General features: G+C 48.3%; 14 protein-coding genes. 11 read left to right on the top strand and 3 right to left on the bottom strand.

Going from position 1 to position 15,855, the window contains the following annotated elements; translation table 11 throughout:
• Positions 1–80: 80 nt before the first annotated feature.
• On the bottom strand, positions 81–545 hold the full coding sequence (locus RTE01_RS03500; protein ID WP_166793718.1) for a hypothetical protein: 465 nt from the start codon (positions 543–545) through the stop codon (positions 81–83).
• A 9-nt stretch (positions 546–554) separates the two neighbouring features.
• Positions 555–1,298, bottom strand: coding sequence for a winged helix-turn-helix domain-containing protein (locus tag RTE01_RS03495; protein ID WP_134525518.1), 744 nt, complete (start codon positions 1,296–1,298; stop codon positions 555–557).
• Between the two features lie 713 nt (positions 1,299–2,011).
• Between RTE01_RS03495 and RTE01_RS03490 the strand changes: the two genes are divergently transcribed.
• The 9 genes from RTE01_RS03490 to RTE01_RS03450 all read left to right on the top strand — a co-directional run bounded on the left by RTE01_RS03490 (position 2,012) and on the right by RTE01_RS03450 (position 10,978).
• Positions 2,012–2,422 carry a hypothetical protein gene (locus RTE01_RS03490; RefSeq protein ID WP_134525516.1) on the top strand — a complete coding sequence of 137 codons (411 nt, stop codon included), beginning with the start codon at positions 2,012–2,014 and terminating at the stop codon, positions 2,420–2,422.
• Entirely contained in the window at positions 2,419–3,063 is a 645-nt protein-coding gene (locus tag RTE01_RS03485) for a hypothetical protein (RefSeq protein ID WP_134525514.1), read from the top strand. Before RTE01_RS03490 ends, RTE01_RS03485 begins: the two co-directional genes overlap by 4 nt.
• A 58-nt stretch (positions 3,064–3,121) precedes the next feature.
• Entirely contained in the window at positions 3,122–3,640 is a 519-nt protein-coding gene (locus tag RTE01_RS03480) for a fimbrial protein (RefSeq protein ID WP_134525512.1), read from the top strand.
• A gap of 89 nt (positions 3,641–3,729) precedes the next feature.
• The gene (locus RTE01_RS03475) at positions 3,730–4,425 is read left to right on the top strand and encodes a fimbria/pilus periplasmic chaperone (protein WP_141334691.1); all 696 of its coding nucleotides are present in this window, start codon (positions 3,730–3,732) and stop codon (positions 4,423–4,425) included.
• A gap of 30 nt (positions 4,426–4,455) precedes the next feature.
• The gene (locus tag RTE01_RS03470) at positions 4,456–7,047 is read left to right on the top strand and encodes a fimbria/pilus outer membrane usher protein (protein ID WP_141334689.1); all 2,592 of its coding nucleotides are present in this window, start codon (positions 4,456–4,458) and stop codon (positions 7,045–7,047) included.
• Between the two features lie 187 nt (positions 7,048–7,234).
• The gene (locus tag RTE01_RS03465) at positions 7,235–7,756 is read left to right on the top strand and encodes a fimbrial protein (RefSeq protein ID WP_134525504.1); all 522 of its coding nucleotides are present in this window, start codon (positions 7,235–7,237) and stop codon (positions 7,754–7,756) included.
• A gap of 608 nt (positions 7,757–8,364) precedes the next feature.
• Positions 8,365–9,027 carry a hypothetical protein gene (locus RTE01_RS03460; RefSeq protein WP_134525503.1) on the top strand — a complete coding sequence of 221 codons (663 nt, stop codon included), beginning with the start codon at positions 8,365–8,367 and terminating at the stop codon, positions 9,025–9,027.
• Between the two features lie 113 nt (positions 9,028–9,140).
• Positions 9,141–10,355, top strand: a complete 1,215-nt coding sequence (locus RTE01_RS03455) for a phosphoadenosine phosphosulfate reductase (protein WP_134525502.1) — start codon at positions 9,141–9,143, stop codon at positions 10,353–10,355.
• The gene (locus RTE01_RS03450; protein WP_407576007.1) at positions 10,337–10,978 is read left to right on the top strand and encodes an IbrB-like domain-containing protein; all 642 of its coding nucleotides are present in this window, start codon (positions 10,337–10,339) and stop codon (positions 10,976–10,978) included. Before RTE01_RS03455 ends, RTE01_RS03450 begins: the two co-directional genes overlap by 19 nt.
• A 599-nt stretch (positions 10,979–11,577) precedes the next feature.
• Here RTE01_RS03450 and ptsP read toward each other — a convergent pair.
• Complete coding sequence (gene ptsP / locus RTE01_RS03445; protein ID WP_134525501.1) at positions 11,578–14,079, bottom strand: phosphoenolpyruvate--protein phosphotransferase; 2,502 nt, start codon at positions 14,077–14,079, stop codon at positions 11,578–11,580.
• Positions 14,080–14,389: 310 nt separating this feature from the next.
• Here ptsP and RTE01_RS03440 point away from each other — a divergent pair, with 310 nt between their 5' ends.
• Entirely contained in the window at positions 14,390–15,466 is a 1,077-nt protein-coding gene (locus tag RTE01_RS03440; protein ID WP_041144898.1) for a PTS fructose transporter subunit EIIC, read from the top strand.
• Between the two features lie 20 nt (positions 15,467–15,486).
• Positions 15,487–15,807, top strand: a complete 321-nt coding sequence (locus RTE01_RS03435) for a PTS fructose-like transporter subunit IIB (RefSeq protein ID WP_134525500.1) — start codon at positions 15,487–15,489, stop codon at positions 15,805–15,807.
• Positions 15,808–15,855 lie beyond the last annotated feature (48 nt).

The following is a 15,855-nucleotide window of genomic DNA, read 5'->3' as shown; positions in this document are numbered from 1 at the left end:
TAGACCGAGCTTATTATGTTACAGCAAAATTTTAGCGCCCGTGCTGGCTGACGTACTCATTATCAGCAAAAAAACGAAGACTAACGATCTCTGAGACAATAAAAAAGCGGAACCCCACCAAAATATATGACCTTATTGTCATACCGATCATTTAGGATTTTGACAGTTAGTTTTTGGCCAGCAAGAGAAAAAAAAGCAGGATAGTGCTTGTTAGCCGCACTCTCTATCCCTTTATCATTGCTGAAGGTCACAATATGGGTACTGGTAAGCAAGTATTCATTATCCTGCCTCGTATAGGTAAAGTGAATCTGTCGGCTAACAGGGTAGCTTTCACCTTTACTGGTTACCGCGCCAATAACTCTGATACTACCATTACCATCAACGATAGACAGTATATATCGCGCACGCATCTGCATACCTTCATGCAGCAAAAAATCATCACTGGTACAGCTGAAATTATCAGTGGTTGGCCGATAAACATACCACACACTGCAGAACAGGATTAGCGCCGCAATGCCTGTAACAACTATAGACACCACTTTCACTATTCTCATTTATCGTATCATCCGGATGGTATGGCAATCTTGTTTGTCGCGATTAAACGTATCACAGACAATCGCTGAATCACGCCTGATGTCTTCATTAACTGTAATAAAAACAGTTTTATTTCCATCTTCGCAATTAATCCCTAATCGATTGACAATCGATGAATCAAAAGTAACTTTTCGTGAATCTGAGAATTTTATTATGCATTTCCCTAGAGAATAGTCCTGATAAAACGAAAATGGATCGGTATTAGTTTTCGTTACAACCAGTACCATACCCGTACACAGCATGATCCCGGCAATAGTGAAAAGGAATTTTGCAGATAAAAATGAATACCATGTATGAGAGTTACTGCCCGTGTTGTATATTTTTTTACTCGCCGCCACAGAATATATGGTACTAATTTTGATTCCAGCTCCCACAGTTAATCCTTTCCGTGGAACCGTTATGATAATGTCATCACAACCGAGAGCGACCAGGGCTTTCCTCAGCACAGATATGGTCTGGTAAAACGTATGGTTGGTGACAAAATTAGACGCTTTTTCTCCCCATGCAAACTCAATGAGTTCTTCCCGGGTCAAAATCTGCCCCTGATGGCATAACAGCAGTAGCAGGCACTGGCTTGCAGTAGAGTGAAGGATGGCATTCTCCTGTGTCTCAAGTACTCTAAGTTCTCTGAGTAGGGGAAGAAATTCAAATTTGTCACCGATCACCATACTTTCAATGTCTGAAAGCGAGAGAGGTTTTTTCATGTTTATTAACACGTAAAGTTGACTTTGTTCACAGACTCATAGGTAGCCATATACAACCACGTACTGATTTTTACTCAACATTCATCAGTCTGGCTTTGAATGTGTTCTAGTCAGGTTTGTAGAAGACCTCTCTTTACCCGTCCAACGAAACTGATAGAGAGAGGCAACCCTTTTAGCACCAGAAAAATCTTGAAGCGTAACCCACCTTCACTCGTTCATTTATGCCGCGAGAAACCGGCATTCCTGGACTTCTATTATAGCTGAAGTTCCATACTCAGGCAGACTGACAAAAGTTGATAAAACCTGAGTAAGCCTGATAACTCAAATGTGCGGAAAACTTACGCAAACTGAGTAGGTTTTTTTTTGACCGTATCGTATCTTTGCTGCGTTCACCAACGCCATGGAAATTTTGTTTCTGATTAGAGCTTTATTAATGTTTAAGTCTTGTATTACCTCTGTAGGATACGTGTTAATAAATGCATTAAAAAAAAGATATTATGTTCATATTTGGCACTTAACAACATCCAGGTAAATCAACTTAATCAATGGACAAGCCATCGCACTTTGACTGCAAAAAAAGCAACCTGTGGTGATTTACACCACAAACAGAGGGATTCGAGCGGTTGAATTGCGCATTGCATCCTTTAGCTTTTAATTGGGATAATTTTTCTAAATTCGGAAGATAGTAATAAGCCAGGCTGGATACTGTTGATATGGACATTACAACCCCACTTAAAGTTTACGGTTACATTATTGACCCAGGTATTCTTATTGATCTGGAAGGGGCTATGCTTGTGAAGTATATCCTTCACAAGAATGGAAAGTCTTTTGTCTGGGCGATGTCTCCTTTAAAAAAAGGGCCGCTTTCACTCATCTCTTTCTTACTTAAAAATAGCAGGAAAGGGCCTATTGCAAAGCGAGTTCTTTTACAAGAAGCCTTTGACGAAGCAGGCCTTTGCACGTCACAGCAAAGATTATGGCAAATAATTAAAGAGTTACAATCATGTCTTGAACAAGTAGGCGCACCTGAAAATTTGATTGTAAATCATCCCAGACGCGGTGTTTCCGTTGAGTATTCTTATATCAGAAGGTTATATGTTGAGCCTGAGGAAATTTTATTGTGAGTGTTGTTGATTGGGATAAGGTGAATACCACATATATTTTTTCCGATGATGGGTTCTTCCTTGCAGGTTTTTTGCATGAATCCTGCAATACAGGAACTGATCTTGTGCTCATTAATGTGAATACTGGTATGCCTGATTTAAACATCCAACCCTCTTCACTCTGTGTAGTGGCCATTGAATGTATCTATAAAATAGAATATGTGCTTAACAGATTACCTGATGAACACCAGAACATTCTTTTGGTCCTGAGAACTATCGGCGAGAGTAGAGAAATTGGAACACAAGACAAAAAATTGTTTTTACCCAAGCAAACGAACATTAAGACCCTGCTGCATACAATTAAAGAAGCGCAAAACAACCACTGCCCTGGTGCAGAACATAAACGCCCTCTTTTGTCTCGAATGGACTGGTTTGTTCTAAAGCTGTTGTGGGAAGGAGTACATTTTAAACATGTTGCTTCCAGGGCAAGGTTATCGACAAAGTTTTTATATCAGCGAAAACATCGCGCCCTGACATTATATGGAATAGATAGAAGTGGTGCAGCAAGCCTACTTTTATTGAGAAAAATCTTGGCTCTTGAATATAACAGGAACCTGAAAAAATCGTTTTATCATGGGTTATCACCATGGCTTGTTGATTAAGCGAATAGTAATGAGTGCATTTTGCTCAATATAAATTGAATCATAAGGAAATATTTAAATGAAAGTTAAATTTTTTGCGGCTCTGATTCCAGCAATGTTTATTGCCTCTTCTGCATATGCTGCTGAAGGTGAAACAAGCACTGTTCAATTCCAGGGTAATATCACTGAAGCAACTTGTTCCTTATCTACTGACTCTCGTGATAAGGCGGTTGATCTGGGCTCCGTATCCTCCAATGCTTTTGATGCGGGTTCTGGCGCAACCACTGGCGGAAAGTCATTTTCTATCAACTTGACTGACTGTGCTCCAAGTGTGACAACTGCGACCGTAACCTTCAGCGGTGATACGACAGCTGATTCTGTACTGAAAACCTCGCAGGGCGATATTACCAATGTAGGTATCCAGATTCTGCAGGATGGTGCTCCTCTGAAGCTGGACGGCTCTCAGGCTTCAACGGCTCAAACTCTGGTTGAAGGTGACAATGCGCTTGACTTTACCGCTCGCTATATTGCTCTCTCAAACAGCGTTGCCGCTGGCGAAGCAAATGCATCGGCAAGCTTTACTCTCAATTACGAGTAAATCATTACAGACAATAAATAATCACCGTTCCTATTAAAGGGAGCGGTGATCACGGACTTAACAAGCCGGACTTTACAGGTACTCATTTTATGTTTCCACTCTGCAAAAAGAACTTAACTTTCTCAATTCTTTTATTCTCTGCCGTTATTCCGTCTCTCTCCTTTGCAAATGGCATTGTACTAGGCGGAACGCGCATTATTTACCCATTAAAGCAAAAGCAGGTCAGTGTTTCTGTACGTAATACCTCGGAGGTTGACCGTTTCATGGTGCAATCATGGATCGATGATGCTAATGAAAAAAAAACTTCCGATTTTATTATGACACCACCACTGTTTGTCAGTAATCCAAAAGATGAGAATTCGCTACGAGTAATGTATGCAGGCCCTTCCTTACCTACTGACCGTGAAACCCTTTATTACCTGACTGCAAAATCAATCCCCGCCGTTGATAAGGAAAAAATGAAAGGACAAAATGTCTTGTTGCTGGCCACAGCTACAAGAATAAAACTATTTGTTCGTCCTGATGGATTGCAACCTGAAGTAAGCAAGGCCCCTTCACTGATAACCTTCAGCCGGCGCGGTTCTGAAATTTCCGTTTCAAATCCAACACCGTACTTCATCACAATGGTGCAAATAAAGGCTGGCGAGAAAGATATAGATAAGAATCTCATGGTTGCTCCAAAAGCTAGCGCTTCATTTCCCTCGCCTTCGGCATCGGAACTGAGCTTCAGAGTAATTAATGATTACGGTGGTATGTCTGAGGTAATTAAAGCAAAAATAAATTGATAACCCTAACTATTTTTCTGGCCTCAGGTTATGAACCCTTATAAAAATTTAGCTTATTTTGTGTCAGCTTCCCTTTGTTTGTTTACTACTCAGAGTTGGGCTGAGATGTTTTTTCCAACCGAATTTCTAAATACAAATAACAATGGCGAGATTGCCGATTTATCTAAGTTCAGTGCCGATGGAAGTCAATTACCAGGGCAATACCAGGTTGATATTTATGTTAATGACAATTACATAAAAAACAGAGTTGTTAACTTTATATCATTACCTGTTAATTCGTTATCAGGGGTAAAGGACAGCAGTGGTCTTCTCCCTTGCCTTTCGTTAAAAGATTTGAGTGACGCCGGCGTTAAGACTGAACTGTTTCCCGGGTTTGAGTTAGCGGCAGAGAACAACTGTATTGAATTAACACAATATATTCCGGCGGCTTTCTATTCTTTCAGCATTTCTAAACTTCGGCTGGATGTCAGTATACCTCAGATGTATGTGCGCAACACATCTCAGGGATATATTGACCCTACTCTCTGGGATAATGGTATAACCGCAGCATTTTTAAACTATAACTTAAGCGGTAATAATCGGGTCGCAAGCACCTTTAACAATAAGAGTTACTTTTTGAACCTGGGTAGCGGAGTGAATATCGGGCCATGGCGCCTGAGGGACTATCGTGCCTGGAACTATTATGAAAGTCAGTACGGCCGGCGTCAGCAATGGCAACGAATTAACTCCTATCTGGAGAGAGCCGTTATTCCGCTCAAGAGCACCTTTATTGCCGGGGAAGGAACGACCTCGGGGGATATTTTTGATGCGCTGCGTTTTCGTGGTATTCAGCTGGCGACGGATGACAATATGTATCCGGATACAATGCGTGGATTTGCCCCCGTCGTTCGCGGCACAGCGGAAAGTAATGCTGAGGTGACCATCATGCAGAGCGGTTATACGATTTATAAAACATCAGTTCCACCGGGACCTTTTGAAATCAACGACCTGAACTCCATGATGGCCAGTGGAGACCTGAATGTCACCGTCAAAGAGGCCAGTGGGCAGGTCCGTACTTTCACTGTCCCGTATACTTCAGTCCCTGTTCTGCTGCGCGAGAGCCGTCTTAAATACGGTTTAACTGCGGCGCGATACCGAAGTGCCTCCGGTTCCCGCTACGAAAGTCCTGAATTCCTTCAGGGCACCCTTGCATGGGGTGGGCCTCATGATGTGACGCTTTATGGAGGAATTCAGTATTCCGCTGACTATCGTGCTATTCAATCGGGAGCAGGGGTTAATCTTGGGCGGCTGGGTGCTGTATCTGCTGATATTACCCATGCCAACAGCACTCTGACTAACGGGAAAGACTATACCGGACAGTCAGTACGTTTCCTATATGCCCGCTCCTTCAATGAAACAGGAACACGTTTTCGTCTAACGGGCTATCGCTACTCAACTAAAGGCTTTCATACTCTAGATGAAACGGCACTGAAAAGAATGAGCGGCCGCCTGTCTGACCCGAATGCTTTAGACGAGAACGGTAATCGGCTTCCGGAAACATACGACTATTACAATCTTAATAACAGTAAACGGGCCCGTTTTGAAGCCAATATATCCCAGTCCGTGGGCAGCTTTGGTTCCTTCTGGTTAAGTGGAGTCAGGCAAACTTTCTGGAATGACGGTGCGAGCAACGACTCGCTGCAGATCGGGTACAGCAGCACTGTCGGTCCGGCAAGCTTTTCGATTAACTATGGCTATTCTCGCCAGAAAAGTACGGGTGCTTCGTCATTTACTGACAAAACGATCGGCTTATCAGTTTCAGTGCCGCTGGAAAAACTCTTTGGTTCGTCCTCCGACACCCCATCCGTGTACGCCACGTTTTATGGTAGCCGGGATGGGCAAGGGAACACGCGTTCAATGGCGGGCGTCAGCGGAACGCTGCTGGAAGACAGGAATCTGGACTGGAGCGCTTCTCACAGCATCGGGGGCGGAGCACAAAGCCAGTCGGGTAATGCCAGCGTAAGTTATAAAGCGAAGTACGGGAATGCCGGCGTTGGATACAACTACGCCAGGGACTACCAGCAAATTAGCTACAATGCCTCCGGCGGCATGATCCTGCACCGTGACGGATTGACGCTTGGGCAGCCTCTCGGAGAAACCTCGGTACTGATTGCGACAGATGGGGTTTCGGACGTCAGCATTCAGAATGAACCCGGCGTCAGAACCGACTGGCGGGGATTTACAATCAAGCCTTATACCTCTGCCTATCGTGAAAACCGCGTGGCTGTCGATACCCAAGCCCTGGATGATGAAACCGATCTTGCCGACGGTGGCGTGGCGAACGTTGTGCCAACAAAGGGGGCCATTGTGAGGACTGACTTTAATGTTCGTCGGGGTCAGCGCATCCTGTTCACACTGATGCACAAGGGTAAAGTATTACCATTTGGCACTGTTGTAACCACCGTTAACTCCACCGGTCTTGTGGGTGATGACGGACAAGTTTACATGGCAGGCATGCCAGAACGAGGGGAAATCAGCGCGAAATGGGGTAAAGATAGTGGTCAGTCCTGCACTACCAGTTACAGTCTTAGCGACATGACAAAGACGTCTGTCATTAACAGGATCACCGCTGAATGCCAGTAAATGACCATGCAATTAAAAATAATAGTCCGGGAATGGGTGGATAATGACACGAAAAGGTACTCCACATGGTTACCTTAATGAAATCGGGGATACTAGTAATACTAAAGCGTCTTCAGGAGAAAGCTCTCACATGGTCGGTGGCCAATGTTGATGGATTGTTTCACAAAATACACGGGATGAATTTGTAATGAAAATCAGCTATGGGGTATCTACGATAATCATATTTTTTATGGTTTTTTATATGACTTCCACCTCTGTTATGGCAGCATATAGAGACACGACATCCTTTACAGTGACTCGACAATGGCCTATTAATACTTGTTCATTTGATAAGCCTATCTATACAGTTTTTTTTGATGATATACCTGCTAAGTTATTTATCAACAACAATCGAACTAATAGTCACAATGTAAAAATAGGAATAACGTGCCCATTACCCCCAATAGTAAACGTTGTTGCATTTGGCATAGCCGATAATGATAACCCTGATTTATTTAAAAATACGGGGAGTGCCAGTGGGTTAGGAATGAAAGTGTACGTTAATGGTACTCTTGCCAGACCTGCAGGCGACAGAACGTTTACTGTTATGCATTCATCCGGTAGCAGTTATTATCTGCCAATTGATGCTGGATATGTAGCGACAAAACCCGGAAAGGTTACAGGCGGAAGTTTTGTATCTGTGATTAACCTGAGATTTGAATACCTGTAATTGACATATATTAATCTGAATTATAAGTAATGATGCTTTATGATTTCTTGTGATATCTCACCTCACCTCTTGAACAATATGTGTTTTACAGCGTTGAGTTCGGTGGGGAAATACATGCCCCCTTGCAGGTATTCCCCGGGGATGTGCGCTTAGCCCGCTAACTGGTGCAGCTTTACCGTAACACATAGATGGTTATTTCACCGAACCAAAAGAGAATGACGGATTTTATTATGCAAGGTATATGGACGATTTCTTGTTTTTTACGCGAACGCACTGGCAGCTCAGAAGTACTATTGCCCAACTCGGTTATTTTTTTGAATTCGGTGGTTTTGAACAACATCCACATAAAATGCAAATCGGAAAAATGAGTAATGGATTTGATTGGCTGAGCCCTTGTTTTGACAGTCAGAGGACCACCTTGTCGCCGCGAGCGTTACAAAACCATCAGGATCAACGGGTGCGGCTTTTTTATGAGCAAACTCGTCGGCAGTTAGTTCTCACGATGAGGCTGTACGACGGGTGCAAACGTATGACGTCGATGGGATATTTGGGAAAATAGTTTGTTTAATGCTGCTGGCGCCCTCACAAATAATATTGGAACATAGATCATGAAATTTCTGATAATCCTCGCCGCGCTCACCTCCGGGTTCGCGCATGCTGGTACGACCAAGACCGATTACCTGCTCTCTCCAAACTACAACACGCCGAACAATGTCGAATCGATACTAATAATGTCATCTGACGCAAGAGTATCTAACTGCACTATCTACGACCGCCCCAGCAACACCCTCGTCAATTATTGGAACGACGGACCATCAGCCATCGCGAGCACGCTGGCTGATCTCGCAGCTAAAGTCCCCCCCACCGTTAATGTGCGGCACTCCCTGGACGTCACTTGCTATATGGATGTCAACCCGTGGACCAGCAAAAATATCCCTCTGGAGCATTTCACTGGTACCATCTCGGTGCAATACCCCGACATGCTTACGTGTGAATTATTCCTTTGCGACGCTCTGATCACGACAACAGCCAGCGGCTTCACGGAACACGGCTACAACTTAGAATTCACCCTTATGGCTGCCGACACTAGCATCGTAGAAACATACACGACCGGAGGGGGTGGGGATTGCCCCGTGGAGACATACACTACGTACCAACCGGCAATCTTCGTCCCGATAGGCTGCAGCGTGACCGCAGGCGGTTCGCCACCTAACCCCACCATGAGCCGAATAACATCTACGAACTATGTCGTTACCTTCAATGTCCCCTAAGGGGACACTTCCCCGATCCGGTTCCACGCCCGGGGACGCCAGTTCCCCCCCTTAACGTGATCGACCGGCAATGGAATAAGGCTGGAACTAATGAACTATTACGTGAGGAACGCGTGAATCCTTTAAAACTCGATATTGATGTATTTGATGCCGCCATATTACGTCTGGAGTGGGTATTCGATACTTTCGCGGGGGTATGTTTATCTTTTTCAGGGGGGAAAGATTCGACCGTACTGTTCCATTTAGCTGCAGCCGTAGCCAGGCAAAAACGCAAAAAATTTAGTGTTCTTTTCGTTGACTGGGAAGCTCAGTATTCCTTAACTGTTCAGCATATCCAGGTAATGAAGAGCACCTATCAGGATGTCATCTCCCATTTTTACTGGGTGGCCTTACCACTAACCACCGTCAGTGGCGTATCACAGTACCAGCCAGAGTGGACGGCCTGGCAACCGGGCGTTGAATGGGTTCGTCAGCCACCTGAGGATGCGATCACCGATCCCGCTTTCTTTCCGTTTTATGAAGATGCCATGACCTTCGAGTCATTTATTCCTGAATTTATAACATGGCTCGCTGCAGGACGAAGTTTGGCTTCATTAATTGGCATTCGCACGGATGAGTCATTGCACAGATATATGGCGCTAACATCGAAAAAGAAATTACGTTATGCAACTGACAAACCCTGGACAACCGCTTCTCCGGAAGGTTTCAGCTACACCTGCTACCCGCTGTATGACTGGAAGACCAGGGATATCTGGATCTTTAACGCGAAATCCAAACTTCCTTATAACCCGCTCTATGATTTGATGTATCGCGCAGGGGTGCCATTAAGAAACATGAGGGTTTGTGAGCCCTTTGGTCCTGAACAGCGGCGGGGGTTATGGCTGTATCACACGCTCGAACCTGAAACCTGGGAGAAAATGTGTCGGCGGGTCTGTGGTGCGCATAGTGGCGCTATTTACGCCAACCAAAGCGGAGGGTATTTTGCCCTCAACACAAAAATTCAGAAACCAGCGCATCTCACCTGGCGAAGCTATGCCATGTTTTTGCTGGACAGCATGCCGGCCAGCACCGCGGAGCATTATCGCAATAAAATTGCAATCTACCTGAGCTGGTATAAGGTCCGGGATTATCCGGAGGATATTCCTGACACACAGGAGAACGATCTGGGTTATCGGGATGTGCCATCCTGGCGAAGAATTTGTAAAACAATACTCAAAAATGACTTCTGGTGCCGGCTGCTATCGTTCAGTCCTACAAAATCAAAGCACTATGAAAAATATTGCCAGTTAATACGTAAAAAAAGAGAAGAATGGAAAATAATGCAATGACATCTGAGATAATGAAATCTGTAGCCAGCTATCTGGGGTCCTTTGAGGATGTAAACAGTAAAATACAGGCCATTAACGAATTAAAAAAGTTGATCCATATTCATAGCCCCTTCTGTAATGAACCTGTAGATTGCGTTCTTTGGGTAAAGGCTTCGTCAATAAAAGCCAATGACTATAATCCAAACGTTATGGCGACAGTCGAGAAGAAACTCCTGGAACGTTCTATCGAAGCGGATGGATTCACACAACCGGTTGTCGTTTCCCGGAACCAGGACACACACCTTGTTGTTGACGGGTTTCACCGGCATCTTATTGGATCGTCACGACCGGAACTGTTTCGTCGACTTTATGGGTATCTTCCCGTCACCCTTATCAAGGACTCACAGCGGGGACAAAAAGAACGCATTGCCGCCACAATCCGGCATAATCGCGCCAGAGGAAAGCATCAGATTGCGGCAATGTCCGATATTGTACGGGACTTATCGCGTCTGGGATGGAATGAAAAACGGATCGGTGAAGAACTCGGGATGGACCAGGACGAAGTGTTACGCTTGAAACAAATCAGCGGGCTGGCTGAGATTTTTATCTGCGAAGCGTTTAGCGAGGCCTGGACAGTGGATTGAGCGACCGGGATGGTCTCTATTAAAGATATTTTCTTTCCCCTGAGATCCTATAATTTCAGGGGGACTTACAACATCACTTATCTTTCGGATGGAGTCTGCTACTACATTAAGTATGTAGAGCATTATGAATCATAGAGGTAGGTGTTTTATTTTATGTGTATTTTTTCTTATTTATTACACCTGATAAAACAGGGACGTTTTACTAAAAGAGTGATGGTAACACCCGGCCTTTTAACTATGTTATTTCCGTTTTCTCTATTTGCATCCACACAGCCCAAGGGGAATTTTACTATCACTACCCGAATATTAAATCGCACCGACGCGTTCACTGGCAATTCAATAAAAGCCATAAAATCGCTACCCATCAATCTATCATGCGGAACAGGCGTTAACGCTGTAAATGTTGTTATAAGTGGAACGCCAGATACGCTGGACGATTCTCTATTCAGGAATAATGCACAGGATCCCTCAGGAAACGCTACTGGCATTGGCCTGCAGAATAGAGGCCGCGTCGCTGACGCGGCCTGACTCTCGAAGACGCCGGGCTCGGGTATCTGCTTTTTCCGCGCCCTTCTCAGGTCCGCAGAGTCCGCAGCGCTTTACAGTTCGAGTTCGCGGTGTAGCAGTTCAGCAATAGCGTCGCTGCTCTGTGCCATGACCAGCGAGTTTCTGAACGCTTCATGCATAATGCGCCGCGCCAGACGGGAGAAAATGCGCATATGCTGGTCGCCGGCGGCGTGCTTATTCAGCGTCAGCATAATGACAAACTGCACCTCGTCGTCGCCCCACGCCACCGGCTGAGCCAGGCGGGCAACGCTGATGGTCGATTGTTCGATATGTTCCGACTTGCTGTGCGGAATGGCGAAACTGAAGCCCAGCCCGGTGGAGAATACGGCCTCCCGCGCCCAGAGATCGGCCTCCAGCTTGCGTGGATAGCGGCAGCGGCCCGCCAGCAGAAGGTTGTCAGTCATGCCTTTAATCACCTCCTCTTTGCTGCGCCAGTCGCTGTTCAGGGTGATGCACTGGCTGGCGATCAGCGGGGCGTCCTGCTGGGTCATACGGAACTGGGCCAGCAGATGTTCCACCTCCAGCGAGGTTCGGCACCGCATTGCCTGGTTCAGCAGCTGGCGACACGCCCGGCTATCGAGCTGCGCCAGGCGCGATTTCGCGGCCGGAATTGACGGCGAGCTCATGCTCAGCTCATCCACTCCGAGGCCGACCAGCAGCGGCAAGACGGAGCCCTTCGCGCCCAGCTCGCCGCAAAGACCAATCCATTTTCCCTGGCGATGCACGGCCTGAACCGCGTAGTCCAGCGCGCGTAAAAAAGCGGGGTTGAGGCTGTTATAGTGACGCGTCACTTTCGCGTTATCGCGGTCTACCGCCAGCAAATATTGCGTCAGGTCATTACTCCCGATACTAAAGAAATCGACCTCTTCGCAGCACTGATCGATGATGAACATCACCGACGGCACTTCCAGCATGATGCCGAGCGGGATCTTCTCATCAAACGGGATATGTTCATCGCGCAGCGATTGCCTGACTTCCGCCAGCCGATCTTTCACCCACAGAATCTCCTCCATCGACGAAATCATCGGGATCATGATTTTCAGCGAACCGTGCGCGGAGGCGCGCAGAATGGCCCTGAGCTGGGTATGAAACAGCGCCTGATACTCTTCATAAATCCGCACCGCACGGTAGCCGAGGAACGGATTGTTTTCAGCAGGAATATTCAGATAGGGCACCGGCTTATCGCCACCGATATCCATCGTGCGGATGATAATGCTGCGCCCAGCGGCCGGCTCCAGCGCCTGGCAGAAAATATTATAGAGCTCGGACTCGGACGGCGCGCCTGGCCGGTCCATATACAGCATTTCGGTGCGGAACAAACCTACCGACTGCGCCCCGTTATTGAATGCCGCAGCGGCTTCAACGGCGTGCGCGATATTTGCCGCCACCTCCAGACGCAGGCCGTCCTGGGTCTGCCCTTCCTTGTCCAGCCACGCCTGCTGCTGGCTATGCACCTGCGCCTGAACCCAGGCCTCCTGCTGATAATAGCGCGCGACCGCCTCATCGGGATTGACCACCACCAGCCCGGCGTTGCCGTCGATATGCACCGCCTGGCCGACCCAGGGGAGCAGCGCGTCCATATCGACGCCAACCAGCGTAGGAATATTAAACGAACGCGCCAGAATCACGGTATGCGAGGTGGTCCCGCCGCTGCGCAGCAGCAGGCCTTTGAGCAGGGTCTTGTCCAGTTCAAGAAACTGGCCGGGCGTTAGCTCTTCTGCCAGACAAACTGACGGCGCGTTCAGCTGTCCCGGCGCCGAAAAACGGGCCTCGCCGTAGATATGCTGCAGCAGCTGAAAGCAGATATCGCGGACGTCGAGCACCCTTTCCTGCAGGTAGCTATTCGCGGATTCGCTAAACCGGGAGCAGAAGTGCTCGCCGCTGGCGACAACCGCCTGTGCGCAGCTCAATCCGTCAAGCAGCCCGTCGAGCAGATGCTGGCGCAAGGAAGCATCGGTTGCCAGAGAACGATGCGCTTCAAGGATGGCGCCGGCGGTACCGTCGTTGTCCAGCAGGCGGAATTCGATATTCCTCACCAGGAGCAGCAATCCCTTATCCAGCAGCGCCTGCTCCTCTTCAATACTGCCGGCAGCGGGCAGCGGCCCGAGATCGCTGAGCGCAAGAGACTTCAGATGACTGAGCCTGCCTCCCGCACTCCCTCCACAGACGGGCTGGCCGCGAAATAGCGTCGGGTTCAGGCGGGAAAGCGATTCAGGAACCGGCTGCACGTCTACGCTGTTCACCCTTGCCAGCGGCGTATCGCAGTGCGGAAACTCCTCCACAATAAACGTCGACAGCGCGGCAAAGGCCTGCTGCTCGTCATCGCCGCTGATGATTAACTGACACTCATCCCCCTTAACGGTATCGGTACCGATGATGGCCAGCGCGCTTTTCGCATTCCCGCGCCTTGTGCTGCGCGTATTCAGCCAGTCAACGGTGGACGAAAAGGTATTGCAGCGCGTTTCGACCAGACTGGCCGGGCGGGCGTGAACGCCATTCGACAAATCGCATATGAATTTAATGACCAGAGCCATCGCCTTTCTCCTGAGCAATACGTTAGTTACCCAAAAGGTAAAGAAAGAACCCTGCCAGCACTACGCGAAATAACTCTTAATTACTGGACTATTGTACACAGCATTCTTTTTCATGCCCGCGGTCACAAATGCGGTATGTAAATTGGTTTTACACCCGCCAACGCTAAGATTTGAGGTGGATCGCAATTTTATTCTCACCTTACAAATATCCAGTAAATGCACTTTTTCTCTTCTATTTTCTGTACCGCCATTTTCCTACTGTTGAGGCATCAATACCGTCACGAGCGAAGAGCACGCTCAGGAGCAAGCAATGAACGAACTGGTGCAAATACTAAAAAATACACGCCAGCATCTCATGACCGGCGTTTCACATATGATCCCCTTCGTGGTCTCCGGCGGCATCCTGCTCGCCATCTCCGTCATGCTGTACGGCAAGGGCGCGGTCCCGGATGTCGCGACCGATCCGAATCTGAAAAAACTGTTTGATATTGGCGTCGCCGGTTTAACGCTGATGGTGCCCTTTCTGGCAGCGTATATCGGCTACTCCATAGCGGATCGTGGGGCTCTGGCGCCCTGCGCCATCGGGGCGTGGGTAGGCAACAGCTTTGGCGCCGGCTTCTTTGGCGCGCTGATCGCCGGGATGATCGGCGGTCTGGTGGTCTATTACCTCAAGAAGATCCCGGTCCACAAGGTGCTGCGTTCGGTGATGCCTATATTTGTCATCCCGATCGTCGGCACATTTATAACCGCCGGGATCATGATGTGGGGGTTAGGCGAGCCGGTCGGTGCGCTGACCGCCAGCCTGACCGGATGGCTCCAGGGAATGCGCGAGGGCAGTATTGTCCTGCTCGCCATCATCATGGGCCTGATGCTGGCCTTCGACATGGGCGGCCCGGTGAATAAAGTGGCTTACGCCTTTATGCTGATTTGCGTCTCCCAGGGCATTTATAGCGTCGTGGCCATCGCCGCCGTCGGTATCGCCATTCCACCGCTGGGCATGGGGCTGGCAACGCTTGTTGGGCGCAAATATTTCAGCGCCGAAGAGCGTGAAACCGGCAAAGCCGCGCTGGTGATGGGCTGTGTAGGCGTCTCCGAAGGTGCCATCCCCTTTGCTGCCGCCGACCCGCTGCGGGTGATCCCCTCCATTATGATTGGCGCCGCCAGCGGCTGCGTCACCACCGCCCTGCTCGGCGTCCAGTGCTATGCCGGCTGGGGCGGGCTAATCGTGCTGCCGGTCGTGCAGGGTAAAGGCGGATTTATCGCGGGCCTGCTGGTCGGCGCCTGCGTCACCGCCGCCTGCGTCATCACGCTTAAGGCGCTGACAAAAAAGAAAACGCCGGCCGCTAATGCCGATGACGAGCTGGATCTTGATTTCGAAATTAACTGAGAAGCAGAGAGGATAAGTCTATGACCCACATTATTGCCGTCACCGCCTGCCCGTCAGGAGTCGCGCATACCTATATGGCCGCCGAGTCGCTGGAGAGCGCCGCCAAAGCTAAAGGCTGGCAGATCAAAGTCGAGACCCAGGGCTCTATCGGGATCGAAAACGAACTGACGGCGGAGGATGTCGCCCGCGCCGATATCGTGATCATGACCAGGGATATCGGCATCAAGTTTGAAGAGCGTTTTTCCGCTAAAACCATCGTCCGCGTCAATATCAGCGATGCGGTGAAACGCGCGGAGGCCATCATGCAAAAAATCGACGGCCATCTTGCACAGAAAGCCTGAACAGAGCGGAGCGCGCTGGCGCTCCGCCGGACTAACATGGAGTTTGTC

Origin of the sequence: Klebsiella terrigena (assembly GCF_006539725.1) — a bacterium.
Classification (GTDB): domain Bacteria; phylum Pseudomonadota; class Gammaproteobacteria; order Enterobacterales; family Enterobacteriaceae; genus Klebsiella; species Klebsiella terrigena.
This window is presented reverse-complemented; position numbering and strand designations above follow the sequence as displayed.